This window comes from Arthrobacter sp. DNA4 (assembly GCF_024362385.1).
GTDB lineage: Bacteria > Actinomycetota > Actinomycetes > Actinomycetales > Micrococcaceae > Arthrobacter.
Genome location: NZ_CP101466.1, coordinates 1171722 through 1195480, shown reverse-complemented (window position 1 = coordinate 1195480; position 23759 = coordinate 1171722). Strand labels below are relative to the sequence as shown.

At 65.7% G+C, this 23759-nt stretch carries 22 protein-coding genes and 1 pseudogene; 9 read left to right on the top strand and 14 right to left on the bottom strand.

Annotation, left to right across the window (positions count from 1 at the left end; all coding sequences use genetic code 11):
* Positions 1-10: 10 nt before the first annotated feature.
* Positions 11-2239, top strand: coding sequence for a PKD domain-containing protein (locus NMQ03_RS05620; protein WP_255174764.1), 2229 nt, complete (start codon positions 11-13; stop codon positions 2237-2239).
* Between the two features lie 27 nt (positions 2240-2266).
* On the opposite strand, the gene NMQ03_RS05615 is transcribed toward NMQ03_RS05620, so the two are convergent.
* From NMQ03_RS05615 to NMQ03_RS05605, 3 genes are all read right to left on the bottom strand, one after another.
* Complete coding sequence (locus tag NMQ03_RS05615) at positions 2267-3526, bottom strand: S8 family serine peptidase (protein ID WP_255174763.1); 1260 nt, start codon at positions 3524-3526, stop codon at positions 2267-2269.
* Between the two features lie 97 nt (positions 3527-3623).
* On the bottom strand, positions 3624-4625 hold the full coding sequence (locus NMQ03_RS05610) for a hypothetical protein (protein WP_255174762.1): 1002 nt from the start codon (positions 4623-4625) through the stop codon (positions 3624-3626).
* Between the two features lie 75 nt (positions 4626-4700).
* Positions 4701-5975, bottom strand: coding sequence for a S8 family serine peptidase (locus tag NMQ03_RS05605; protein WP_255174761.1), 1275 nt, complete (start codon positions 5973-5975; stop codon positions 4701-4703).
* Between the two features lie 220 nt (positions 5976-6195).
* Between NMQ03_RS05605 and NMQ03_RS05600 the strand changes: the two genes are divergently transcribed.
* Positions 6196-7416 carry an aromatic acid/H+ symport family MFS transporter gene (locus NMQ03_RS05600; protein WP_255174760.1) on the top strand — a complete coding sequence of 407 codons (1221 nt, stop codon included), beginning with the start codon at positions 6196-6198 and terminating at the stop codon, positions 7414-7416.
* Between the two features lie 87 nt (positions 7417-7503).
* On the opposite strand, the gene NMQ03_RS05595 is transcribed toward NMQ03_RS05600, so the two are convergent.
* Positions 7504-8346, bottom strand: a complete 843-nt coding sequence (locus tag NMQ03_RS05595) for a triacylglycerol lipase (protein WP_255174759.1) — start codon at positions 8344-8346, stop codon at positions 7504-7506.
* A 497-nt stretch (positions 8347-8843) separates the two neighbouring features.
* Entirely contained in the window at positions 8844-9509 is a 666-nt protein-coding gene (locus tag NMQ03_RS05590; RefSeq protein ID WP_255174758.1) for a DUF3841 domain-containing protein, read from the bottom strand.
* A 187-nt stretch (positions 9510-9696) separates the two neighbouring features.
* Between NMQ03_RS05590 and NMQ03_RS05585 the strand changes: the two genes are divergently transcribed.
* The 6 genes from NMQ03_RS05585 (at position 9697) to NMQ03_RS05560 (ending at position 14807) form a co-directional block, all read left to right on the top strand.
* Positions 9697-10686 (top strand): 2-keto-3-deoxygluconate permease, encoded by a 990-nt coding sequence (locus NMQ03_RS05585; RefSeq protein WP_255174757.1) that lies wholly within the window; start codon positions 9697-9699, stop codon positions 10684-10686.
* Positions 10683-11882, top strand: a complete 1200-nt coding sequence (locus NMQ03_RS05580; RefSeq protein WP_255174756.1) for a four-carbon acid sugar kinase family protein — start codon at positions 10683-10685, stop codon at positions 11880-11882. Before NMQ03_RS05585 ends, NMQ03_RS05580 begins: the two co-directional genes overlap by 4 nt.
* The gene (gene pdxA / locus NMQ03_RS05575) at positions 11882-12886 is read left to right on the top strand and encodes a 4-hydroxythreonine-4-phosphate dehydrogenase PdxA (RefSeq protein WP_255174755.1); all 1005 of its coding nucleotides are present in this window, start codon (positions 11882-11884) and stop codon (positions 12884-12886) included. The genes NMQ03_RS05580 and pdxA overlap by 1 nt, the downstream gene beginning before the upstream one ends.
* A 118-nt stretch (positions 12887-13004) precedes the next feature.
* Positions 13005-13778 carry a DeoR/GlpR family DNA-binding transcription regulator gene (locus tag NMQ03_RS05570; RefSeq protein WP_255174754.1) on the top strand — a complete coding sequence of 258 codons (774 nt, stop codon included), beginning with the start codon at positions 13005-13007 and terminating at the stop codon, positions 13776-13778.
* 59 nt (positions 13779-13837) lie between these two features.
* Positions 13838-14140, top strand: coding sequence for a YciI-like protein (locus NMQ03_RS05565; protein ID WP_255174753.1), 303 nt, complete (start codon positions 13838-13840; stop codon positions 14138-14140).
* Positions 14141-14405: 265 nt separating this feature from the next.
* Positions 14406-14807 carry a hypothetical protein gene (locus NMQ03_RS05560; RefSeq protein ID WP_255174752.1) on the top strand — a complete coding sequence of 134 codons (402 nt, stop codon included), beginning with the start codon at positions 14406-14408 and terminating at the stop codon, positions 14805-14807.
* Positions 14808-14996: 189 nt separating this feature from the next.
* Here NMQ03_RS05560 and NMQ03_RS05555 read toward each other — a convergent pair.
* Both NMQ03_RS05555 and NMQ03_RS05550 read right to left on the bottom strand, forming a co-directional pair.
* Positions 14997-15471, bottom strand: a pseudogene (locus tag NMQ03_RS05555) (nucleoside deaminase).
* 85 nt (positions 15472-15556) lie between these two features.
* Positions 15557-15847 carry a hypothetical protein gene (locus NMQ03_RS05550; protein WP_255174751.1) on the bottom strand — a complete coding sequence of 97 codons (291 nt, stop codon included), beginning with the start codon at positions 15845-15847 and terminating at the stop codon, positions 15557-15559.
* Positions 15848-16350: 503 nt separating this feature from the next.
* Here NMQ03_RS05550 and NMQ03_RS05545 point away from each other — a divergent pair.
* Complete coding sequence (locus NMQ03_RS05545) at positions 16351-17820, top strand: amidase family protein (protein ID WP_255174750.1); 1470 nt, start codon at positions 16351-16353, stop codon at positions 17818-17820.
* Between the two features lie 53 nt (positions 17821-17873).
* Here NMQ03_RS05545 and NMQ03_RS05540 read toward each other — a convergent pair whose 3' ends face one another.
* The 7 genes from NMQ03_RS05540 to NMQ03_RS05510 form a co-directional block, all read right to left on the bottom strand.
* Positions 17874-18377: an SRPBCC family protein gene (locus NMQ03_RS05540; RefSeq protein ID WP_255174749.1), complete on the bottom strand. Its 504-nt coding sequence runs from the start codon at positions 18375-18377 to the stop codon at positions 17874-17876.
* A 20-nt stretch (positions 18378-18397) separates the two neighbouring features.
* Positions 18398-19135, bottom strand: a complete 738-nt coding sequence (locus tag NMQ03_RS05535) for a hypothetical protein (RefSeq protein WP_255174748.1) — start codon at positions 19133-19135, stop codon at positions 18398-18400.
* Positions 19136-19239: 104 nt separating this feature from the next.
* Entirely contained in the window at positions 19240-20094 is an 855-nt protein-coding gene (locus NMQ03_RS05530) for a cyclopropane-fatty-acyl-phospholipid synthase family protein (protein WP_255174747.1), read from the bottom strand.
* A 95-nt stretch (positions 20095-20189) separates the two neighbouring features.
* Positions 20190-20510 (bottom strand): putative quinol monooxygenase, encoded by a 321-nt coding sequence (locus tag NMQ03_RS05525; protein ID WP_255174746.1) that lies wholly within the window; start codon positions 20508-20510, stop codon positions 20190-20192.
* Positions 20511-20575: 65 nt separating this feature from the next.
* Complete coding sequence (locus NMQ03_RS05520; RefSeq protein ID WP_141943033.1) at positions 20576-21748, bottom strand: Gfo/Idh/MocA family protein; 1173 nt, start codon at positions 21746-21748, stop codon at positions 20576-20578.
* A 63-nt stretch (positions 21749-21811) separates the two neighbouring features.
* The gene (locus tag NMQ03_RS05515) at positions 21812-22633 is read right to left on the bottom strand and encodes a sugar phosphate isomerase/epimerase family protein (RefSeq protein WP_369693203.1); all 822 of its coding nucleotides are present in this window, start codon (positions 22631-22633) and stop codon (positions 21812-21814) included.
* Positions 22630-23742, bottom strand: coding sequence for a Gfo/Idh/MocA family protein (locus NMQ03_RS05510; protein ID WP_255174744.1), 1113 nt, complete (start codon positions 23740-23742; stop codon positions 22630-22632). Before NMQ03_RS05510 ends, NMQ03_RS05515 begins: the two co-directional genes overlap by 4 nt.
* Between the last annotated feature and the right edge of the window lie 17 nt (positions 23743-23759).

Sequence of the window (23759 nt, the reverse complement as noted above, 5' to 3'; positions counted from 1 at the left end):
GGAGACGGCCATGAAGATCGCAGTTTTCCCCAGGTGGTTACGGCACGCGGTGGTCCTGGCCCTGGTAGTTGGCTTTGCCCTCGTCGCGTCTCCCCCGGCATCCGCCGACTCCGTTTACGGCACCCCCAGCATCACCTATTCCGGCGTCGCCAATCCGCCCACCTCTGACAAACCGCAGAGCAAACTCTGGTGGAATGACGGCTCCTGGTGGGCGGACATGTGGACCAGCGGCAGCGGCTGGGGCATCTACCGGCTGGACCGCCCCAGCGCCACCTGGGTGAACACGGGCGTGGTCAGTGACACCCGCGGCAGCACCCTGGCGGACACCATGTGGGACGGCAGCCACCTCTATATCGCCTCGCACGTGGTCACGGTCTCCACCGACGCCAACCCGGTGCCCTCTGCCGCCGGACAGCCCGCCTACCTTTACCGGTACAGCTACTCCGGCGGGAAGTACACGCTGGACGCCGGGTTCCCCACGGTCATCACCAACAACAGCAGCGAGTCGATGACCATCGATGAGGACAGCACCGGCGCCATCTGGGCCACGTGGACGCAGGTGGCCGGCAACAGCACCAGCGGATTCACCAACACGGTCTACGTCAACAACTCGGCGCCCGGCGGTTCCAGCTGGGCTGCGCCGTTCGTCCTCCCGGTCTCCAACCCGCACCCGGCACCGGACGACATCTCCGCCGTGGTGTCCTACAACAAGAACAAGATCGGCGTGATGTGGAGCGACCAGCTCACCGGCTCGGTGTGGTGGGCCTCGCGCACGGACGGGACCTCCCCCACCGCGTCGTCGTCCTGGAATTTCCAGCCGGCCATCCGGGGCCAGGGGCAGGCCGATGACCACCTGAACATCAAGTCCCTGCAGTCGGATACCAGCGGACGGGTCTTCGCTGCGGTGAAAACCAGCCTGAACGACGTCTCCAGTGATCCCACGCTGCCGCAGCTTTTGCTGCTCGTCTTCAAACCGGGCACGGGATCCTTCACGCAATCGACCATCTCCACCACGGGCGACTGCGTCAGCAGGCCGCAGATTGTCCTGGACACCCAGAACAACCTGGTCCATGCTTTCCAGACCGCACCGCCCACCACGGTCGGCGGCTGCGCGTACTCCGGGGTTGCGGGCAGTATCTACGAGAAGACGGCGTCCATGGACAACCCGGTCTTCGGCACCGGCCGCGGGACTCCCATCATCCAAAGCGCCTCGTCGTCCAACATGAACAATGTGACCACCACCAAGCAGGGGGTGGACAGCTCCACGGGCATCGTGGTCATGGCCAGCGACGACGTAGCCAAACGCTACTGGTATTCGGACCGCCCGCTGGGATCCGCCACCACGGCACCGGTGGTGTCCTTCTCGGCCTCCCCCACCTCCGGGACCGCGCCGCTGAACGTCGCCTTCACCGACACGTCCACCGGCACGCCCACGTCCTGGGCCTGGGACTTCGGCGACGGCGGCACGTCCACGGCGCAGAATCCCGCCCACAGCTACGCGGCAGCCGGTACCTACACCGCGAAGCTCACCGCCACCAACAGCGCCGGTTCCAGCTCGGCGAGCACCACCGTCACCGTCAGTGCAGCTACGGCGTCCGCCGGCATCACCGCCGTCGGCTCAGTGACCACCTACGCAGGAACAGCCGCCTCCGCCGTCTCCATCAGCGCTCCCGCCGGCACTGCGGCCGGCGACGTCCTGGTCGCCGCCATCACGGCAGACCTGAACCCGTCCATGGCATCCGTCCCGGCGGGCTGGGCTCCGCTGGTCAACGGCCTGGGCATCAACAGTTCGTCCACCTCCGGCGCCAGGGTCTTCGTCTATTACCACGTTGTGGGCGCCTCGGATCCTGCCAGCTACTCGTGGAGCCTCGGCACCGCCGTGAAGTGGGGCGGCGGCATCACCGGCTACCGGGGCGTGAACAACACCACGCCGCTTGACAGCTCGGTCGCGACGGCCGTGGACGCCACGTACACCGCCACCAGCATCACCGCCCCGAGCATCACAACCTCCACCAACGGCGCCATGCTGATCGGCGGCGTGGGGTGCGACTGCGCATCCCCGGTCGTATCCTCAGCACCCAGCGGCTGGACCCAGCGCTGGCAGGCCGCCGGTGGCCAGATCGCCGAGCTCGCGGACAAGGTCCAGGGCACGGCAGGTTCAGCAGGGACGGCCACCTGGACCCTGGGCGGGGCGCGTGCGGTTGCCGCCTGGCAGGCCGCCCTGAAGCCCGCGGGCTAGGCTCCGGCCGCGGGCTACTTCACCGGGCTACTTCACGGCGGCGGCCGCGTTGACCCGGCCGTATGCCCAGTCGGTGCCCGTGCCGGCAACCTCGTCGGCAGTGGATTCCACATCCGCGCGGATGGACGCGTTCGTCGCGCCGGGGTGTGCGCTCCAGGCGAGGGCGGCGGCAGCGGCCACGATGGCCGAGGACATCGAACTGCCATTGCCCACGTCGTAGCCCTGCGAGCGGTTGTTCTGTGTTGCCAGGACGAACGGGTGGTTGGGGAACGTGGAGTAGACGTTCACGCCGGGCGCGGCGATGTCCACCCAGCTGGCGCCGTAAGTGGAGAAGGAGGCCTTGGCGTCGTTGTTGTCGGTGGCGCCGACGGCGATGACGTTGGGGTAGGCGCCCGGATAGATCTTGGTCTGGTTGCCGCCGTTGCCCGCCGCAGCCACCAGCACCACCCCCTTGTTCCAGGCGTTGTTGACGGCGGCTTCCAGGGTGCGCGACGCCCGCACTCCCAGGCTCATGTTGATCACCCTGGCTCCGTTGCTGACCGCCCAGTCGATGCCGCTTGCCAGGCTGGAGCTGGACCCGACGCCACTGTCGTTGAGGACCTTGCTTACCAGGATGGTGCAGCCCGGGCAGACGCCGGCCACCCCGATGGTGTTGTCCACGGTCGCGGCGACGTTGCCGGCCACATGGGTGCCGTGGCCGTAGTAGTCCTCCGCGACGGGGTCGCCGGCCTTGGTGGCTGAGCTGCTGAAGTTGGCGCGGGCCACCACCTTGGAGGCGATGTCCGGGTTGTCGCTGGCGACGCCGGAATCCAGGACGGCGACTTTGATGCCGTTGCCGGTGGTGGTGTTCCACGCCTCGACGGCGTCCACGTCAGCGTCCTTGGTGCCGGCGGGGACCGTGATGTCGCCGGCGGTGTTGGTGAACGACTGGCCGTCATTCTGCAGGGCGTACTGGCGGGGGAAATACTGGTCAGAGGTGGCGGCACCCACCGGCTGGTCCGGTTCGGCGTATTCGACGGCGGGATCCCGGCTTAGTGCGTCGATGAGCTGCGTTTCGCCTCCCGGGGCAACGCTGACCAACTGGGCGCCCGTGCCGCCGATGCTGGACCCACCAGCGAGGCCGTGCCGGTGGAGGACGTTGGCGGCAGCACCGGCGTCGCGGAACTTGACAATGATGTGCCCGAGCGCGGCAGGCGCACCTTGCGCGGCGGTGGCGGGAAGGGCCAACGGGACAGGGCCAAGCACCATGACGGCTGCCGTGAGACCGGCGGCGAAGAGTTTTCTCATGCCGGCTATTTTTGCCCTGCGCCGCGCAGTCCGGCTAGGGGTAAAAGCCCCAAAGATGGTCTCCGCCGCGCCTCGCGGGCAGAATCACCAGGTGTGGTCACGGCGCGGAGCGGGTTCCCGAATCCTCCCCTGACCCCGTGGTGGCCACGAAGTTCCAGTCGAATGAACCATCGGCATGAAGCGTAAGCCGGAGGAACCCGTGAGTGTCGCTGAACCGCTTCGCGATGTACTGCGGACTGCTGGTGAAAGGACGCAGGTCTATGCCTCCCGTGGAAACCTGGAACGCGGTCATGCCCTCATCGACGCACTGGTCTGCCTTGTTGACGGGGCAGGACCGCTCGTAGTTGTGCTGCGAACCTGAGAGGGTCAGCCGGACGCGGTGCTTCCACATCACGTCTATCCACGGCTTCTGGGCAGCCGTCCGCCGGTGCTCGCTCGTCTCCGACGTGAAGTACGGCTCGTGGTACACGACTGCCAGGTGCTGGCCCGCCGCCTCCGCAGCAGAAAGATCCTTATCCAGCCAGCCGGTCGCGGCCTTGGCGTCCGCTGTGTCGTACCGCCACAGCGCGGATGGCAGGAACGCGAAGTGCCACTTCCCGAAATCCCTGGAGTACGGCTGGCCGTTCGGGGTGAACCCGCGCTCTTCGTTGATCGCTGCCTTGTCCGCGGATCCAGGGCATTCGCCGTTCATGAAGTTGTCCAGGTCTTCGTTGCGGCCGGGTTGCCAGTCGTGGTTCGGGCCGGATACCCAGTACATCCTGGGCAGGGTGCCGCCCCACAGCGGTTTCCAGAAGTTCACGTAGTCCTCGCAGTATCCGGTGCTGTACTGGAAGTCCCCGAGTCCCAGGAACGCGTCAATATCGTTGTTCTTGACCAGCTTGGCGATTGCCGCACCGTTCCGTCCGGATGGGCTGTCCGGGTCAGTATTCGCAGGGGGGTTCATGTCACCCACAGCAGCGATATGGATATCCGGCGCCGGTGACGCGCTGCCCGGTGGAGCCGGGGTGCCGGCGCAGCCCGTGGCACAGAGCACCAGCAGGCCCACGGCCGTTGCTGCTGCGAGCCGAAAGCGTCTGGAACGAGGGAGCGCTGGCTGCATCCCGTTACCTCCTTCGAGAATCAGGACCGGACGGCGGGAGGACGACGGCGGGGCCTGTCCCCCCGCCTGCCACGCTCAACAACCCGGGGCGCCGACTGCCTTGCAGGCGTTCACCCGCCCATGGGCCCAGTAGGAACCCGTGCCGGGAATGGGGTCAGCCGAAGATTCCACCTTGGCGCGGACGGATGCGTTTGAGGTGCCCGATGGGGTGCTCCACACAAGTGCGGCAGTGGCAGCGGCAATGGGCGCGGCCATTGACGTGCCGCTGAGGATGTCGTAGCCCGGCGAAAGCTTGTTCTGCGTGCCAAGGACGGACGTGTAGTTCGGGAGGGTCGAGTAGACCCGGACCCCCGGGGCAGCGACGTCCACCCACTTGCCGTACGTGGAGAAGGATGCCTTGGCGTCATTGTTGTCGGTTGCTGCTACTGCGATGACGTTCGGATAGGCGCCCGGGTAGACCTGGGCCTGGGTACCGGCGTTGCTTACCGCGGCTACGATTACCACTCCCTGGTTCCAGGCGTTGTTCACGGCAGCTTCGAGGGTCCGTGACGACACCCGCTGGCCCAGGCTCATGTTGATGACCTTGGCACCCTTGCCGACGGCCCAGTCGATGCCCTTGGCAATGCCCGAGGAAGAGCCGGACCCGCTGCTGTTGAGGACTTTGGCGTCCAGGATGGAGCAGCCCGGGCATACACCTGCCACGCCCAGGGAGTTGTCCGCCGTGGCCGCCACGATGCCGGCCACGTGGGTGCCGTGGCCGTACTGGTCGTAATCCTCCGGGGCGAGGATCTGGGTGTCGCTGAAGTTTGCCCGGTCCACCACCTTGGATGAGATGTCCTCGTGGTTGATGGCAACCCCGGAATCGATGATGGCCACCCGGACGCCGGTTCCGTTGGTGACAGCCCACGCCTCGACGGCGTCCACATCGGCGTCGTTGGTGCCCGCGGCGACGGTTACCGTTCCGTCGGTGTTCGTGAAGGATTGGCCCGTGTTCTGCAGGGCGTACTGGCGGTCGAAGTACGGGTCGGCCGTGGCGGCGGTAACCAATTCGTCCGGTTCGGCGTACTCAACGGCGGAACTGCGGCCGAGCGCAGCCACGAGCTGCAGTTCCCTGCCCGCCGGCACTGTGATGAGGTGGGCGCCGGTGCTGCCTACCGCCGGGCCGTCCGTGAGCCCATGCTGGCCAAGGACCCCTGCAGCGGCGCTGTTGTCCCGGAATTTGACCAGGATTTGTCCCGGTACTGGCGAGGACGGCGAGGACGGCGCGGCGGCGTTCCCCGGGGCAGCCGCCGTTACGGCGCTGAGGACCAGGACCATCGCAGCCAGGGCTGCGGTAAGCATCTTTTTCATGGCTTATCTTGCGCCCCACGGGCCCCACCTGAATAGGCCTTGCCATAAGCAACTCTGGTAAGAGGAGTTTCGCCACCCGGTGTTCGCTAATCGAACATTTGTACGTTTAATGAACTTAACGGTAGCCTCCCTTCAGAAAGCATGCCGTGGATCACTCCCCCTGGTGACCGGGCTCGCATCGCGGCGTGCTGCTCCCGCTTCCCTGATCAAAGAGGATTACATGACTACGTCTCCTTCCACCCGCGCGTCACGCTGGCCGGTCTGGCTTTGCTGGCTGGCCATGGTCCTGGACGGCTTCGACCTGGTGGTGCTTGGCACCGTCATTCCCACACTCATCAAAACCGGCGAACTCGGCTTCGACGCGGTCGGCGCCACCCTGGCCGCAACCATCTCCCTCGTCGGCGTCGGGCTCGGCGCACTGTTCATTGCCCCGCTGTCGGACCGGTTCGGGCACCGCAAGCTGCTGGTTGCCTGCGTTCTGTGGTTCTCCATCTTCACCATCGCGGTGGTGTGGGCTCCCAACGTGGCTGTCTTCAGCACGTTCCGGCTGCTGGCCGGCCTGGGGCTGGGCGCCTGCCTTCCGGTCGCCCTGGCCTACATGAACGATTACGCACCCGCCGGTTCCGCCGGCAAGTCGACCACCCGGACCATGACCGGCTACCACGCAGGTGCGGTGGCCACGGCCTTCCTGGCGCTGATGGTCATCCCGGACTGGCGCACTATGTTCGTGGTGGGCGGCATCGCGGGCCTGGCCCTGGTGCCCCTCCTCTGGTTCAAGCTCCCCGAGACCCTGCCGGCAGAGCGGAACGCCAAGCGGCAGGAGAAGGCCGGTGTCCGCGACCTGGCGAAGAAGCCGTATCCCCTGGTGGCCCTGGCCATCGCTGCCGCCTCGTTCATGGGGCTCCTGCTGGTCTACGGCCTGAACACCTGGCTGCCGCAGCTCATGGCTTCCGCCGGCTATCCCGTCAGCGCAGGCATCTCACTGCTCCTGGTGCTGAACCTAGGCGCCGTTGCCGGCCTCATCATCGCCGGCATCCTGGCGGACAAGCACGGCACCAAGCGGATCGTGCTGCTCTGGTTTGGCCTGTCCGCCGTCTGCCTTGCCCTTCTCAGCGTCAAGGTTGATAACGCCATCCTGCTCAACGCCCTGGTCTTCGTCACAGGAGTGTTCGTCTTCAGCTCCCAGGTGCTCGTGTACGCCTGGGTCAGCCAGCTGTTCCCGGCCCGCTTGCGCGCCACCGCCCTCGGTTTCGCCGCCGGCGTGGGCCGCGTGGGAGCCATCGCCGGACCTGCCGTGACCGGCGGCCTGGTTGCCGCCGGCATCGCCTACCCGTGGGGCTTCTACGCGTTCGCCGCCGCCGGCGCCCTGGCCGTCGTGGCGCTCGTGACGGTACCGCACTCCATTGCCGCCACTCAGCCGGTGGAGGAGCGCAGCAACTGACGCCACCTGCCCGGCGCCTCAGACAATGACGACGGCGGGAGGCCGGCTCTGGAAGCCGGCCTCCCGCCGTCGTACTGCTTTGACGTCCTAAATGCAGGCGGGCTGGTAGGCGGGATCCGCCAGACCCGACGCCTGGGCGAGCGCATTGCCCACAAGCTGGTGCACCACGGGATCGTTCGGCGTCTGGTCGTGCTCGAAGACGTCCGCCGGGCACTTGTCCTGGATGGTGATGTTGGTGACCTGCCGCGCGGATCCGTTCAGGAACTGGCTGTTGTACGGGATCACCACCTCATCGTGGATGGTGGAGATGACCGTGTAGGCCGGGCCGGCGACAGTATCGCCGATGGAGTTGAGCTCCTGCATGAAGGGCGAACCGGCCTGCTGGTCCGCGCAGGCCGCACAGCCTGCCGCGGTGTAGTCGGGCGTGGGAAGCAGGTCCGGCGGCGGAAGGATCACGCCTTCGGTGCCGTGGTTGGACGGTGCGATGCCGACAAGCTGATGGACGTACTTGGCCCCGCCCAGGAAGCCCATGTAGTAGCGGGGCATCATGCCGCCCTGGCTGTGGCCCACCAGGTTCACCTGCTTGGCACCGGTGGCGCCACGGACAGCATCAACGAACGGGGCCAGCTCCTTCGCGGAATCCTTGACCGGCGCCGTGGCGTACACCCCGTTCGTTTCGCCGTAGTTGAGGGCGAAGACGCAGTACCCCTGGCTCTTGAGGTACGGCGACAGCGTGGACCAGTTCTTCTCCATGCTCTCGAAAGTCCCCGGAACCAGGACCACCGGATACGGGTGCTCGGCCGACGGCTTGCAGGACCAGTCGTTGGCTCCGGGCGGGGACACGTCGACGGCCTGGGCGGGAGCGGCCATCAATGAGGAGGCGAGGACTGCAGCAGCGGATATGGACAGGGCCCGGCTAAGGAATGACATGGAAACCTCTTTGTTCGTCTGTCTATGGGGAAGCCGGGGCTGATGGCCTTGGGGGTGACCATCAGTTCCGGCCGAGGTTTTCCATGCTGGCAGTGTTGCTGCTCCTGCGCAGCGGAAGTGCACGAACGTGCGGCCAAAACCCGGGCTCAACAGCACGAGCCGCCCCGGCAACTTTGACGCACGGCACACTCGTTGTTACTGGTGAGTAGCAAATTCTGGGCCTCCCGGCGGCGGGACAAGCGATCACGGGTGTTTGCACGAACGTGCAGTTTCGCCGGCGACGCCGAAGACGCCGGAACGGTGCCGGATCGCCGCTCCGTTCCGGCGTCCCGGCACCGTTCCGGCGATTTCGGGGGCTCCCGCGGAGCTGGCGGTCCGCGCGGTCGGGTGGCAGCAGCGACCCACTTCCCGCGGCGGGTCTACAGTCGCGCCCGATGCCAGCCTTCCCGCGGCGGGCACTCAGGCAGGCCCCGGGAACTCCCGCACCCGACGGGCTCCTATCGCGGGTCCAGTCGCACAGCGCCTACCACGTCTTCGGCGTACAGAGCATGCGCCGTTGCCTGCACGGTGTCCCACCTGCCGTAGGTTGACGGGTCGAGGAACTGCTCCCAGCTCCGCTCGAGATCCCTGCGCAGATCCTCGGGCCAGTCCCGGAACCCCTTGCCAAGCACACCGGCCGCCCGCTTGCGCTCGTTGAGTTCGTCCCAGATCCGGTCCAGCCGCGCGCCATAGTCATCGTCGCTCTCGCCCGGCAATTCCGGCACGTGAGGTGTGCCGCCCAGGGCGCGGTGCCAGTCCGAGAAGTGGGACATCAGAACCCGTTCCCGCGGGATCCGGCAGGTCAGCAGAACGTCGCCGCGGTGCTGCCTGCAGCTGTCAACCAGGTACTCACGGGTAATGCGCGCCCAGAACCAAAGGGCCCCGTCGCCGCCGGTGGGAAGGCGGCGGTCCATCTGCCGGAGCATCCAGTCGTAGGCATCGGCGAACAGCGGCTCCGCCCGGCTCGGATCCGGGATGAGTTGCCCGGTGGTAAGGAGCTCCTCCAGAACCCCTTCAGGCTGGAACGTGCGCAGCAGGAGGCGGTCGTCGTTCAGGTCGTAGCCGACGCGGCCCGCGGGAACTGCGCGGTCCGCGCGGGCACGGGTAACGGGAAAGTTTGACACAGGCCGAGGGTAAGGCCTGCCACTGACAATGACGACGGCGGCAGGTCGGGTGCGTGGCTACCGCCACTCTTGCGCGTTTCGCGCAATATGTCTTGCGCCAATCGCGCAGCAGTGGCTATGATCTACATCATGCTTCGGGCCTGCAGCCCGACCTCCCCTCTCCCCCAGACAACAATGAGGTTGCTTTATGTCTGTCCCAATCAAGGCCACCATGGAAAAGGTTCCTGGCGGCATGATGCTGATTCCCCTGCTCATCGGCGCCATTCTTGGCACCTTCGCTCCGGATTCCGCCAAGTTCTTCGGCTCCTTCACGGGCGCGCTCTTCACCGGCGGCACCACCATCCTCGCGGTGTTCTACGTCTGCATGGGCGCGAGCATCGACATCAAGGCCACCCCGTACATCCTGAAAAAGGGCGGCGTCCTGTTCGGCAGCAAGGTCCTGTTCGCCATCATCATCGGCGTCATTGCCGGCCGGTTCATGGGTGAACTTCCCATCGACGGCGGCCTGCTCTCGGGCCTGTCCGTCCTGGCCATCCTGGCCGCGCTCAACGACACCAACGGCGGCATGTACATGGCCCTGATGGGCCAGTACGGCAAGCCCAAGGACGTTGCGGCCTACTCAGTGATGACGCTGGAATCCGGCCCGTTCCTGACCATGGTGACGCTCGGCGTCGCAGGTTTGTCAGCTTTCCCGTGGCAGGCCCTGGTGGGTGCCATCATCCCCCTGCTCCTCGGTGCCATCCTGGGTGCCCTGGACCCGGCGATGCGCAAGTTCCTTTCCTCCGCGGCCCCGGTGCTGATTCCGTTCTTCGCCCTGGCCCTCGGCTTCGGCCTGAACCTGGGCCAGGTGCTTAACGCAGGACTGCTCGGTGTGGCCCTGGGCCTGTTCGTGCTGATCGGCGGCGGCGCCGTGCTCTTCTTCGCGGACAAGCTGACCGGCGGCTCCGGCATCGCCGGCCTCGCGGCAGCCACCACCGCAGGCAACGCAGCCACCGTCCCCATGCTGGTGGCCGCAGCCAACCCGGCCTACTCCGCCGCGGCGGGTCCCGCCACGGTTCTGGTGGCAGCCTCCGTGGTGGTCACCGCCATCGGCTGCCCCCTCATGGTCGCTTGGTACGCTAAGCGCCTGAAAGCCAAGCAGCCCGTGGAAACCCGCGAGGTAACCCCAGCAGTATGAACACCACCGCAGCCAAGCGCTGGGCCATTATCGCCGACGACCTGACGGGAGCGGCAGATGCGGCCGCAGCCTACGGACCCACCCACAGCAGTTCCGTGATCCTCGACCTGGACTCGTCCTGGCCGGAAGCGGACATCCTGTCGGTCAACACCGAGAGCCGCTACCTTTCAGCGGAAGATGCAGCAGCCGCCGTCACCGCGGCCGTGGCACGGGCGATGGAACAGGACCGGCAGATCTTCAAGAAGATCGACTCGCTGCTCCGCGGCAACGTCGGTGCCGAGGTTGCCGCAGCGCTGGCTGCCGTCAGTGGCGTCAGGGGTATGGCATTGGTGGCCCCTGCCTTTCCGGCCACGGGAAGGACCACCGTGGGTGGCATCGTCCACGTCAACGGTGCGCAGACCGCACAGGGAAGGTTCGACGGCGACGTGGCGGCAGCGCTTGCCGCCGGAGGTCTTTCGACTGAACTGGTGGGCCGGGAGGCGCACCGCACCCCGGAGGACCTGGCCGCGCACCTGCGCGACGTGCAGGAACGCGGGACTTACGCCGTCGTACTTGACGCTGTTTCTGACGATGACCTCAGTCGGGTTGCCGCCGCGGCGGCCCTGCTGGACTTCCCCACTCTCCTGGTGGGTTCCGGCGGACTGGCCGGGCACGTTGCCCCTCGTGGAGAAGGACGCGATGTTCTTCGGGAGCAAGCGCGTCACGTGAAGCGGACCCTGACCGTGATCGGCAGCTATTCCGGCCTCGCCCGGCAGCAGACCGAGGCCCTTGTCGCCGCGGGCGCCGAGCACATCACGCTGGACCACGGGGCGCTCGAGCACCCGGCGGTAGCCCGGAAGGTGGCTGCCGCGATGCTGCGGACCGACGTCGTACTGACGCCGGATCCGATGGGTGCCGTGGACAAGTCGCAGGCGCTGGTCGTGGCCGAAGCGCTGGCACGCGCCACTGCCGCCGGCATCGGAAACTGCGAGGCGCTGGTCCTGACGGGCGGTGAAACGGCGACGGCGGTGCTGAAGGCGCTCGGCGCCGGCAGCTTCACCGTCCTGGGCGAGGTGGAGCCCGGCGTCGTGATGAGCCTGCTGCCGGAGCCCCTCCCCCTCCTGGTCACTAAGGCCGGTGCCTTCGGCGATGCCGGCACGCTGGCCAGGACCACACAGTTTTTCTCTAGCACAACGACTGAAATGAGTACCAAGTAATGGGACGCCCGATCGTAGCCATCACCATGGGTGACGCCGCCGGCATTGGCCCGGAAATCATCGTCAAGGCCTTGGCGGACAGCGAACTCCGGTCCAAGGCACGGATGCTGGTCATCGGCGATCTCCGCCGGCTGCAGCTCGCCGCGGACATCGTCGCCAGCCCGCTGGCCCTGCGGAAGGTAGCGGAACCGTCGGAGGCGCTGTTCGAGGAAGGCACCATCGACGTGCTCGATATCGACTGCATTCCGGAGGACCTCGCCTGGGGCGAGCTGTCCGCCGCGGCCGGGCACGGTTCGTACCTCTTCATCGAAAAGGCCGTGCAGCTGGCGATGGACCGCCAGGTGGACGCCATCTGCACCGGCCCGCTGAACAAGGCGGCCCTGCACGCGGCCGGGCATAAGTTCCCCGGCCACACCGAACTCCTCGCCGAACTGACCGGCACCGAGGAAGTGTCCATGATGCTGACGGCGCCGAAGATGCGCGTCATCCACGTGACCACCCACATCGGGCTTATCGACGCCATCGCCAGGATCAACGGCGACCTGGTTTACCGGACCATCAAGCGCGGCTATGAGCTGCTGCGTACCTCCGGCATCGAGAACCCACGGATCGCCGTGTGCGCCATCAATCCGCACGCCGGCGAGAACGGGCTGTTCGGCTACGGCGAGGAGGCAGAGAAGATCCAGCCGGGCATCGAGAAAGCGCAGGCGGACGGCATCAACGCCTTCGGCCCGCTCCCGGCTGACACCCTGTTCTTCCTGGCCGGCCGCGGCGACTTCGACCTGGTGGTGGCCCAGTACCACGACCAGGGCCACGGCCCCGTGAAGGTCCTGGGCCTGGAGAACGGTGTGAACATCACCGTGGGCCTCCCCGTGGTGCGGACGTCTGTTGACCACGGCACGGCCTTTGACATCGCCGGCAAGAACATTGCGGACCACGAGTCGCTGCTCGAGGCCCTGCGGCAAGCTGTTGACCTGGCACCGACACGGGACGAAGCCCTCTAGCTCCTGCACGAACAGGACGGCCGGTCATCGTGCAAGCGTTGACCGGCCGTTGCCGTCCCTGCCGAGCACTAGCATGGGTAGCACTGCCACCGCCATGCCCACGGGAAGGAGACCGGGAATGCTCAGCGCAAACGCGCGGCGCGAGGAGATCTACCACCTTGCCGTAACCACCGGCCTGGCCTCCGTGGAGGAGCTCTCCGCCAAGTTCGAGGTGACCGCGTCCACCATCCGCCGCGACCTTGCGCTGCTGAATTCGCAGGGCAGGCTGGCCCGGACGTACGGCGGGGCGATGGCCATGGGCGCGCACCCGGAGGCGTCGCTGCGGCAGCGCACCGGCGAGGCGTTCGAGCAGAAGCATGCGATCGCCCGCTGGGCGGCGTCGGTGATCCAGCCCGGGGAGAGCATCCTGCTCGACGCCGGTTCCACGGCGGGTGCGCTGGCGCACGAGCTGCGCGGTTTTGATCGGTTGTCTGTGACGACGCCTGGTCTGAATACCTTGCAGGAGCTGGCCGATTCCGAGGGCATCGACGTGGACTGCCTGGGCGGCCGGCTCCGGGGTGTGTCGCAGAGTTTCGTGGGGCCGCTGGCCGAGGCGGCGCTGGAGCGGATGAGCTTTGACCGGGTGTTCCTGGGCGCCGACGCCGTCACCGCCGAGGACGGCATCTGCGAGGCCGACCACGCCCAGACCCGGCTCAAGGAGCTCATGGCCCGGCGGGGGCGTTCCGTTTATGTTTTGGCGGACTCGTCCAAACTCGGGCTTCGGCCATTCCACGCGTGGGCCCGCCTGGCTTTGCCCTGGACGTTGGTGACGGACGACGGCGCCGACCCCGCGCAGGTGCAAAAGTTCCGGGACGCGGGGGTACAGGTTGAGGTGGCGGCGGTTTCTGGGTAGGCCCGGCTGGGTACGCTGCTGCTACAAGGAATGAAGCCCTTAGCCTGAACGGAGCCCCCATGCACGCCGTGCTCGAATACACCTACGCTGACGACTACCTCGAGTCCCGCGAACAGTACCGCGCAGACCACCTCCGGGCGGGGTGGGAAGCAGTCGAACGCGGCGAGCTCCTGCTCGGCGGTGCAATTGGTGAAGGACCCTTCAAAGGGTTGCTGATCTTCACCGGCGAGAACCCGCTTGAGGCAGCAAAAGCTTTCGCAGCCGCCGACCCCTACGTCATCAACGGCGTCGTGACAGCGTGGACCGCCAGCCCGTGGACAACGGTGCTCGGAAATGACGCGGCGACACCCATTCGCCCTTAATGCCTAAGGCGGTTGAGTTTTCGGAGAGCGGACTACCATTCGGGGTTAAGTACCCGGGTACCCCCCTACTTCTAAACGTGCGTATCAATTACTCGCCCTAAACCAAACATGGGCCAGTACGATCGGCTGACGGGCCAGAAGACAGCAGATCCGGCCCTTTGCGGGCGGCACACTCGCCGCCGTCAGGGCTCGCCCGTGCTGATTTACCCCGCATGGTCTCCGCCCCTAGGGTGATGCGTCTGGACGCAAAAATGAGGAGATTCAGATGCTAGGAAAAAAGTCCCGCTGGTACGTGCCTTTGGCTGCAACGGGAGCACTGTTTATGGCGGCTTCCCCAGCGGTGGCGGCCCCAGATACTGTGGTGATCTCCGCCCAAGACTCCTGCAAGACGTTTGACCTTGGTCTCTCTGCCAGCGGCGGCACGATCAGAGAGATTGAATTTGCCAACGGCAATCTCTACAAAATCGGCAGCGGTGTAATCCTCACCTGGTCCAATCAAAGCACGGGTAAAACGTATACGGTCAACACGTCCGGTTCAGTGGGCAGGTATGTCAAGCAGCCAGATGGCACATATACGCTTACCCTGACCCGCACAACGGTTTTGTCTTTTTCTCGGGGGACGCCACCGGACCCGGAGCATTTGTTTATACCGGCAGGGTGGTCCTGACCGTTGACAACCCCGTAAACAACACCGTGATCTCCGTCGACGCAAGTGCTGGCAAGGCCGTCAACGTATGCGAAGTCCTCAAATAGCCCCTCCATATTCGCTAAGGCCCGGGCCCTCAAAATCAGAGGAACCCGGGCCTCGCCCTACCCAGCTCCGCCAGCGGTCGAGTATCGCACCACCGGACCGACACTACTCGGCGATGTCCTCCGCCCACAGCTCCGGGTTGTCAGTCTGGAACGTGTGCATCATTTCCACGCAACGCTGATCATCCAGCACCACCACCTCGACCCCGCGTGACCGCAAAAGCTCCAGTTCGCCGTCGAACGTCCTCGCCTCCCCCACCACCACGCGGGGGATCTTGAACTGGATGATGGTTCCGGCGCACATGGCACACGGTGCCAGGGTGGTGTACAGCGTGGTGTCCCGGTAGCTCCTCTGCCGCGCTGCGGAGTGCGGACATTTCCCCGTGCGCGATCGGATCCGCGTTCTGGACCCGTTCGTTGTGTCCGCTCGCAATCACCACGCCGCCCCGCGCGATCGAAGCCCCGATGGGGATGCCGCCTTCGGCCAGGCCTTTTTGCGCGGCGTTATAGGCGGCTTCGAATGCGGGAAGGTCGGCGCTGTCCAGTTCCGGCGCAAGGGAGTGAGGCTGCTCGTGAGTCATGACGTCATTGTTGCATGCAGTTTTGCACTAAAGCCGCGCGCGCCGGGCGGGTTGAACCAGGCAGGCCAGAAAGGATGACGGCGGCTCAAGCCTTAAGGCTGCTGGCTGTCACTTCGAATTCCTCCACCGAGACGATCTCGGTTCTGTCCGCCTGGCTGCTCTCCTCCCGGATCCTGCTGGCCGCCTGGCGGCTGGCCACCATCGCGTCCTCCGTGTCCCAGAGCGTGATGGACAGGGCGTTGTCCGTCCCCTTCCCGTTCAGGTAGTAGACGCCTCTGCAGCCCGGGAGCTGGAGCACGCTGTTCACGACGTCGTCGCTGGGGTTATCCCTGCGGGTCTCGGGGCCGGTCTTGTACGTGCTGATTCTGGCGAACATAGTCTTTCTCCCTCAGGGCGCAGGTGGGGCGGCGGGATTCCGCTCCTTTCATCAGTAATGGCCTTGCGGAGGCCACAGACAAGGGTCGAAGGTCAGGGCTGCTTCGGCCGATGATCGCAGCCGGGCCACGCGCCGGTAGATCGTGGCACGGCTGATTTCCAGTTCGACCGCCGCCGCGGCCACCGTTGTTCCGGGTCGGGACGGGCACCTGGCAATCTCATCCGCTCAACAGACTCAATCCGCGTCAGCCGGGGCTTGAGCGGCCGAGCAGCGCAGCCAGCATCAAAGCGGCGGTGGTGCTCGCCGCGGACTGGGCCAGGGCCAGGAGCAGTTCCCGGACCCCGGACATCGTGAATGTGAAGGTGGATGGCTGCCCTCAAAGATATTCCTCCCATATCAATACCGCCACTCCTTGTCTCAGTCAGCTATTGATCGTCCCCTTGCGCGCTGTTTGACTGGTTTCAGCAGCCGGAGATTACGGCTTGGATCAAAGGAGATCATTTATGACCACGACGAACACTGCGATGGCCATGGAGTCAATTGTTGGTGAGTCCGTAGAGCAGCTGTGGCGGTGGAGCGCGACAGAAATGGGCAATGCGATTTCGACGGGGCTCATTTCCAGCCGTGAGGTGGTGCAGAGCTGCCTTGGCCGGATCGAGGAAGTCAACCCCCAGCTAAACGCGTTGGTTGAGGTCCGCCCCGACGAGGCCCTGGCAGCGGCCGACGAGGCTGACCGCGCCCGCTCGTCAGGGCAGGAGCTGGGACCACTGAACGGGATCCCCGTGTCCATCAAGGTGAACTCCGACCAGGCAGGCTACGCCACCACCCAGGGCGTTACTGCGTTCCAGCACGCCATGGCGGATCAGGACAGCCCGCACGTGGCGAGCCTGCGCCGCGCTGGGGCCATCCTCTTGGGCCGCAGCAACTCCCCCGCCTTTGCCTACCGCTGGTTCACCAACAACGACCTGCACGGGCGCACCCTCAACCCGTGGAATCCCTCCCGCACCCCCGGAGGTTCCAGCGGCGGCGCTAGTTCTGCGGTGGCATCGGGGATGGTCCCGATCGCGGGCGGCAATGACATCGGTGGGTCAGTCCGGTACCCCGCCTACGCCTGCGGGGTTGTCGGCCTCAGGCCCACCGTGGGACGGGTTGCGCAGACGTACCACCCGGACGACGTCGATGCATCCCTGTCGGTCCAGAGCATGCTTGTGCAGGGCCCGCTGGCCCGGACTGTTGGGGACGTTCGCCTCGCCATGACCGCACTGAGTGACTTCAGCCCTCGGGACCCTGCCTTCGTCCCCGGTGCCCGGGCGCCGCGGCATGCACGGCGGCCCATGCGGGTGGGGTTGGTCCGGGACCTGGGCGTCGCAGCCCCAACGCCGGAAGTAAATCACGCCCTGGACCAGGCAGCCCGCTACCTCAGCGACGTCGGGTACCTCGTCGAAGAGATCGAACTGCCTGTCCTGGCGGAGGCCTACCGCCTCTGGTACCTGCTGTGCATGGAGGAATTCCGTCTGGCGATGCCGCTGGTCAACGAAGTCGGCGACCAGGGGATGCAAAAGGCAGCGGAGCACTACTACGCCGTGGCAGCTGAGTGGTGGGGGGAGAAACCGACGCTCGAGCAGTTCATTGCCGGTTACGCACGAAGGGGCACCCTCATTCGGCAGCTCGCCGAAATCCTGGAGGCCCACCCGCTGATACTCCTGCCGGTGTCGGCGGAACAGGCGTTTGAACAGGACGCGGATATTGCCAGCGTGGACAGCATGCGACGGCTCATGGCAGCCCAAGCATCCATGATGGCAATTCCCCTCCTGGGGTTCCCCGCCATGTCGGTACCCACCGGTCTGGCCGGGGGCCTGCCCGCGGGAGTGCAACTCCTAGCCCGGCGCTTTGACGAAGACTCACTGCTTGACGCCGCCACCGTCATCGAATCCAGGGCCGGGACGTTCACACCCATCGACCCGCGCTCCTAGCGCCGTTCAGCAGCGGGGCCCTGCCGCTTCGGCCGGGTCCCGCTTCGGGTCCATCAGGCCTTCGCCACCCGGGCATCCCCAACAACAGTAGATTCAGCGATCCGCTTGATCGCGGCGAGCGTTTTCGGGATGCCGTCGAGCGCCTGCTGGGTGCGCTCGGCGATCTGGGCGTCGGCCTCATCGCCGTATTTCTCCCTGAACATCGCGATCCCTTCGGGCAGGAACTCCCACGACTCGGTCAGCGTCGTCCCGTTATCAGCCGGGGCAAGGGTGAAACCCCAACGGACAAAGCGGCCGCCCACCACCCAGGCGAACTCGCGGCCGCGCTCGGCAGCCACCACCAGCGACCGGGTCTCCCACGTCCGCCCCGGGATCTCGTTGCGGCCGGTGAACCAGGCGCCGGCCTGACCCGCGCTGGCCGTGTCGTCCCACCAGCACGACGTACAGACCGGGCTCCACTCGCCTGTGCGGGTGATGTCGGAGACCAGGTCATAGAGCGCATCGGCTGAGACCTGGACAATGACCGATTCCTGGTGTTGGCGGGTGTTTGTCTTCATCGATCCATCCTCTGCTGACGTCATTTCTTCTGCCGCCGGCTGCCGCCGTGCCAGTCCTCCTGCTGACCGACGGTATCGGCATCGACCCCGAAGGCAGCAAGCTGAGGCTGCTCGCGAAGGCTCCGCTTGAGTTCGGCAAAACCGGGGAACCGTGCCAGCCCCACTACGTGGTCCCACAGCTCGGCGGCCGAATCCTCGTCCGGGAGACGGCTGATCACCGGACCGAAGAAGGCCACCCCGACGGGCGGCTCGAAGTGGATGATGGGCGTGCCCACGTCCTTGCCCGTCAGCGCCAGTGCCTCATCCGTCTCCTGACGGATCTCGCGGTCCAAGGACTCGTCGTCGAGAGCGTCCGCCAGTGCCAGGGGCAAGCCTGCGTCGGCCAGGATCGGCTCCACGAACTCACGTGTTCCGCGCTGCTCACGGATTTCGCCCTCGGTGCGCTGTTCGGCCGGGTCCGGTGCCGTGTCGAAGATGTGTTTGCCGAACGCTTCATAGAGCCTGGCCATCGACTCGCGGCCATGCTCCGCGCGGGCCCGGGCCGCCACCCGCAGAAGCCGGAGCCCGGCGGTGTGGCCTGCCTCGTACTCCGGCGGAAAGTGAGCGTCGTAGTCCACGTTGGAGTTGATCAGACGCAATGAGATGAACCGCCAATCCACGGTGTAGTCGCGCTGCGCCTGCACCTGCCGCACCCATTTGCTGGTCATCCAGGCGAAGGGGCAGACGGGGTCAAAGTAGAAGTTGATGTCGGCATTCACGCATCCACCCTGACACCAGTTAGTGACCTGCGTCTAATCAACAAGCCCGGCCCAAGCATGTGGACGCTCTCGCCCCGTGGCCGCAGCTTAGGCGTCACGGCGCTTCACCTGGGCGCCCGGTTCTCCCCTGCCTTGGACAGCGTGAAGATTCCGTAGTGCATCGCCCCGGTGCGGTAGGCCAGGATCAGGCAGGGAATGCTCAGAATGGCACCGCGATTGCGTGCGCCCAGGGCGAGTTGGCGGGTTTCGCGGTCAACGAAGAGGGCCTTCAGGAGCCGGCGAGCGCAAATCATCCACGTGCGGGCGACCCGGCGGCTGACATCCTCATAGCCGGTGACCACAAAGCCCGCCGCCTCCGCCATGGCCTCATATTCTTCGCGCGTGCCCATCGAGGGCAGGCGCCCTTCGCGGCAGATCGGCTCGAGCAGGAGGCGGACCTTCCAACCGCTGGCATTGGCCTCGGCGAGCCACACGCAGATGACGAAGCGGCCGCCCGGTGCCAGCACGCGGTGCGCCTCGGCGAAGAACCCGGGCTTGTCCGCCATGTGCTCGCTCGACTCGATCGCCCAGGCGGCGTCGGCCGAGGCATCGGCCAGCCCGTTGTCGAGCCAGTCGCGGACCTGGACGTCCACGCCCGGCACGGGATGTTCGGCGGCGTAGCGCGCCTGCTCAGCGGACAGCGTGACGCCGGTGACGCGAACCCCGCGCGTCATCGCGAGGCGCCTTGCGGTGGCGCCATAGCCGCAGCCGATGTCGATGCACGCCTGGCCGGGCAGGAGGCCCAGCCGGTCGCCGACAGTGTCCACCAGCGCCTCGACGGCCCCGGCGGGTGTCTCGCGGCCCGTCGCCCACAGCCCGTGATGGACATGTTCGCCCCACACCCGGCGGTAAATGGGATCGAGCTCATCGTAGTGATCCGCCACCGCCACGGCGTTCTGGGAAATATCGGGGACGATCACGCCCTGACCCTACAACGGCGCTCCGGCGCGAAGGAAGGGGAAGGACGACGGCGGAACTTGCCTCCCGCCGTCGGCCTCCCTCACCCCGGTAGGTATCAGCCGAGAGGCGTAATGGGGGTTACGGAGAAGGGTGCGGCCAGCAGGGGCTGCACCACGTTCACGAATTCCTTTACATGGACTTCTTCGTTGTGGGTCTTGAGGTCCTCGTTGCGGGCCCATCCCTCAATGAGGACGAACGTACCTGGCCTTTGATCGTCAGAGAAGACGGTGTATTCCAGGCATCCGGTGTCTTTTCGGCTTAGGGATTGCAGTCCGATGAGTGCTTCATGAAGCGTTGCTTCGTACCCAGCCTTTGCGATGAACACGGGCATTAACCAGACTTGCGCTTCTTCTTGCTTGACTGTTGTGTGTGGCATTTTTCGTCCTCGGGTGCTCCTGGGCCTGCGGGAGGGGCGGACTGATCGCCGCCCCTCCCGTTGGGTCATGCGTTGATTTGCGGAACCTCGACCCAGGATTCCTTTGCAGCCGACTCGACGATTGCGTCGTCGATGAGAGCCACCTGGTAGCCGTCGGCAAAATTCGGGCTTACGCTGCCGCCTTCTGCGATGGCCTTGAAGAAGTCGTAGGCCTCGATGATCTTTGTTTCGCCGTATCCGATGCCGAGGGCAGGGATGGGCCAGAGTGCTTCTCCGTAGGGGTGTGCGGGCCCGGTGTAAACGGTTCGGAATCCCCGGCGGTCACCGGGGTCCGAAGCGAAGCAGACCTGCAGTTCGTCGCGCCGCTCGTAGTTGAACACAATGCTTCCTTCGGTTCCGTGAATTTCGAAGGTGATGAAGTTGTTCCTTCCGTGGGCGTTGCGTGTTGCTTCCACGGAACCCACGGCACCGTTGGCAAAGCGGATCATGGTCATGACTTCGTCGTCCACGTCAACCTGACCCCGGGGGCCTTCTCCGCCCCGTACCGTGCCGAGCGCGTCAGCACCTCCGGTTTGGAGCGGCCGCTCGGGGATCCAGGTGGACATGAGGGCGTTGACGGCGCTGAACTCGCCGACAAGATAGCGGGCCATGTCAATGACGTGCGTCGCGATGTCTCCGAGGGCGCCGGAACCTGCGATGGATTTCTGGAAACGCCATGACAGCGGCGAGTTGGGGTCGGCGCTCCAGTCCTGCAGGTAGGTGCCACGGAAGTTGAGGATTTGTCCGATTGCCCCTTCCTCGATGTATTTCTTTGCCAGTGCCACGGCAGGGGTCCGCCGGTAGTTGAACGCCACCATGTGGACGAGGTTCTTGTCTTTAACCGCGTCGTACATGGCCTTGGATTCTTCGCCGGTACGCGCAAGAGGCTTTTCGCAGATGATGTGCTTGCCTGCTTCGGCGGCGGCGATGGCGATTTCGGCATGGAGATGGTTGGGCGTGGCGATGTCTACAACGTGGATATCTGGATCGTCGATGATGCTGCGCCAGTCCGCCGTGGAGTTCTCGAACCCGAAGCGGCGGGCCGCCTCGGCGGCGAGATCCGGGTTGGCTTCGGCGATGACTTTGCGGACAGGGAGTGCCGGTGCAGGCCAAAAGAACATAGGCATGGCGGCATAAGCCAGGGAGTGGGCCTTGCCCATGAAGCCGCCTCCGATGAGGCCGACGTTGAGGTTTTGCATGTGGATCTTGTTCCTTCCGGAAGGCGGGGCGGTGCCGTCGGTGGCAGGCCCTGCGGTTGAAAATTAGTGAGAGAGGAGGTTTTCCAGGTACTTCTTGCTGAGGGCTGCGGCTTCCCGTGGGTCACCGTCGTAGTTGTCGAGTTCCACCATGAGCCAGCTGTCATATCCGCTTTCGCGGATGGCGGCGATGATGTCCGGGAAGTCGAGCTCGCCCTGTCCCAATGGCAGGAAATTGAAGGGGTCCTGCTGGAAGTCCTTCAGGTGGACGTGCTGGATCCTGCCGGCGTACTTCCGAATGACCGCCGCCGGGTCTGCTCCGCCGGCCGCAAGGTGGGCGGTGTCCGGGCAAAAGCCGATCCGGGTGAGCGGCATCAGTTTGTCCAGTTCCGCCGGGCTTTCGACGATGGTGCTCAGGTGCGGATGGTAGCTTGCCGACAACCCGAAGCTTTCTGCGATGTCCGTGACGCTGTCCAGGGCCTCACCGAGGCGTTGGTAGTCCTGGTCAGTGGTTCCGGCGGCGCGGCGTGCCCCGCCACCCACCACGAGCCGTTCCGCTCCGAAGCTTGCGGCCAGCTCGGCGGCGCGGTGAATGCGGTGCATTTCGTCCGGAAGTATGTCGGCATAGATGAAGTTCGCCCCGGTATAGACGCTTGTCAGTTCGACTCCGGCAGTGGCCAGGATTTCCTTGAGTTCTTCGGGCTTGTCTGCATAGTCCGCGAGGTTGCCGTCAAACATTTCAACACCCTGGTAGCCGACGGATGCGATGTCCTGGACTGCTTGCCGCATAGATCCGTGGGTCAGGTAGAAAAGGTCCTTCACGCTCGTCACACCTTGCGGGTGGCCGACGACGCCCCCCCAGGTGATGGAACAGTAACCGAGTTTCATTGCTTCTGCCTTTCAACGGTGGAGGAAGACTTGAGTAATTCGCGTGGGGCCTCAGTGCTGGGAACATCAACCCATGACCGTTGTGCAGCGGAGGTAACGACCGCGTCGGTAATGAGGGCTGCCCGTAATCCGTCCCGGAACGTGGGCAGGCCTTCAGGTGTCTGCCCCTGGATAGCTGCGTATACGTCGGCGACGAATGAGTTAAAGCTGTCCTGGTATCCCTGGGGGTGCCCCGGTGGGAGTTTGGCGTACCGCCGGCCGCCCGGAGTCGTCAGCGTTTGCGGGCCAACGGCGATTTCGGAGCTGGACCCGGTGCCGCCCACGTGAAGGGTGTCCGGCCGTTCCTGGTTGAAGCTGAATGACGCTTCGGTTCCGTCGAAGGAGAACCACAGGCGGTTTTTGCGGCCTGGGCTGACTTGGCTGACCACCAGGGAACCTGTGGCACCCTTGTCCGTCTCGAACAGGAGCGTGGCCCCGTCCTCGGTGGCAACGGAGGACACCCGGCCGCCGGTTTCGCGTTGGTCGTAGGCCCTGCTGGTCTCCGCCACAAGCCTGGTGATTTTGTGTCCAGTGGTGAACTCCATCAGGTCACACCAGTGCACGCCGATGTCACCGAACGCCCTGGAGGCTCCTCCGATCGTTGAATCGACCCGCCAGTTCGTGGCTCCCGCGCCAACCAGCCAATCCTGCAGGTAGGAACCGTGAAGGAGCCACAGCCGGCCGGCGTCGCCGCGGAGGATACGGTCGCGGGCTTCGCGGACGGCCGGATAGAACCGGTAGACGAAGGGCACGCCCGTGACGACTCCCGCCTGGTCCGCGAGGGCTGTCAATTCCCGGGCGTCCTCAACGCTCGTCGCCAGTGGCTTTTCGCAGATGACTGCTTTTCCTGCCGCAATGGCTTTGCGGGCGAGGTCGGCGTGGGTCGCGTTCGGCGTGCAGATGTGGATGACGTCCACGTCTGCACGTGAGATCAGTGCTTCAGGGGACTCGGCTGCGGTGCGGGCGCCGAGCGCGGGGGCTGCGGCTTCGGCGGACGCCTTGCTGCTGCCGGCGACTGCGATGACTTCAGCGCCTGCCGCGCGCACCGCATGGGCGTGGACAGAACCCATGAATCCTGTTCCGATAA

Bases quoted from the DNA above. Each gene is read 5' to 3' on its own strand.
- NMQ03_RS05620 (WP_255174764.1), top strand. From the start codon at position 11: ATGAAGATCGCAGTTTTCCCCAGGTGGTTACGGCACGCGGTGGTCCTG.
- NMQ03_RS05615 (WP_255174763.1), bottom strand. From the start codon at position 3,526: ATGAGAAAACTCTTCGCCGCCGGTCTCACGGCAGCCGTCATGGTGCTT.
- NMQ03_RS05610 (WP_255174762.1), bottom strand. From the start codon at position 4,625: ATGCAGCCAGCGCTCCCTCGTTCCAGACGCTTTCGGCTCGCAGCAGCA.
- NMQ03_RS05605 (WP_255174761.1), bottom strand. From the start codon at position 5,975: ATGAAAAAGATGCTTACCGCAGCCCTGGCTGCGATGGTCCTGGTCCTC.
- NMQ03_RS05600 (WP_255174760.1), top strand. From the start codon at position 6,196: ATGACTACGTCTCCTTCCACCCGCGCGTCACGCTGGCCGGTCTGGCTT.
- NMQ03_RS05595 (WP_255174759.1), bottom strand. From the start codon at position 8,346: ATGTCATTCCTTAGCCGGGCCCTGTCCATATCCGCTGCTGCAGTCCTC.
- NMQ03_RS05585 (WP_255174757.1), top strand. From the start codon at position 9,697: ATGTCTGTCCCAATCAAGGCCACCATGGAAAAGGTTCCTGGCGGCATG.
- NMQ03_RS05580 (WP_255174756.1), top strand. From the start codon at position 10,683: ATGAACACCACCGCAGCCAAGCGCTGGGCCATTATCGCCGACGACCTG.
- pdxA (WP_255174755.1), top strand. From the start codon at position 11,882: ATGGGACGCCCGATCGTAGCCATCACCATGGGTGACGCCGCCGGCATT.
- NMQ03_RS05570 (WP_255174754.1), top strand. From the start codon at position 13,005: ATGCTCAGCGCAAACGCGCGGCGCGAGGAGATCTACCACCTTGCCGTA.
- NMQ03_RS05565 (WP_255174753.1), top strand. From the start codon at position 13,838: ATGCACGCCGTGCTCGAATACACCTACGCTGACGACTACCTCGAGTCC.
- NMQ03_RS05560 (WP_255174752.1), top strand. From the start codon at position 14,406: ATGCTAGGAAAAAAGTCCCGCTGGTACGTGCCTTTGGCTGCAACGGGA.
- NMQ03_RS05550 (WP_255174751.1), bottom strand. From the start codon at position 15,847: ATGTTCGCCAGAATCAGCACGTACAAGACCGGCCCCGAGACCCGCAGG.
- NMQ03_RS05545 (WP_255174750.1), top strand. From the start codon at position 16,351: ATGACCACGACGAACACTGCGATGGCCATGGAGTCAATTGTTGGTGAG.
- NMQ03_RS05540 (WP_255174749.1), bottom strand. From the start codon at position 18,377: ATGAAGACAAACACCCGCCAACACCAGGAATCGGTCATTGTCCAGGTC.
- NMQ03_RS05525 (WP_255174746.1), bottom strand. From the start codon at position 20,510: ATGCCACACACAACAGTCAAGCAAGAAGAAGCGCAAGTCTGGTTAATG.
- NMQ03_RS05520 (WP_141943033.1), bottom strand. From the start codon at position 21,748: ATGCAAAACCTCAACGTCGGCCTCATCGGAGGCGGCTTCATGGGCAAG.
- NMQ03_RS05515 (WP_369693203.1), bottom strand. From the start codon at position 22,633: ATGAAACTCGGTTACTGTTCCATCACCTGGGGGGGCGTCGTCGGCCAC.
- NMQ03_RS05510 (WP_255174744.1), bottom strand. From the start codon at position 23,742: ATGGGTTCTGTCCACGCCCATGCGGTGCGCGCGGCAGGCGCTGAAGTC.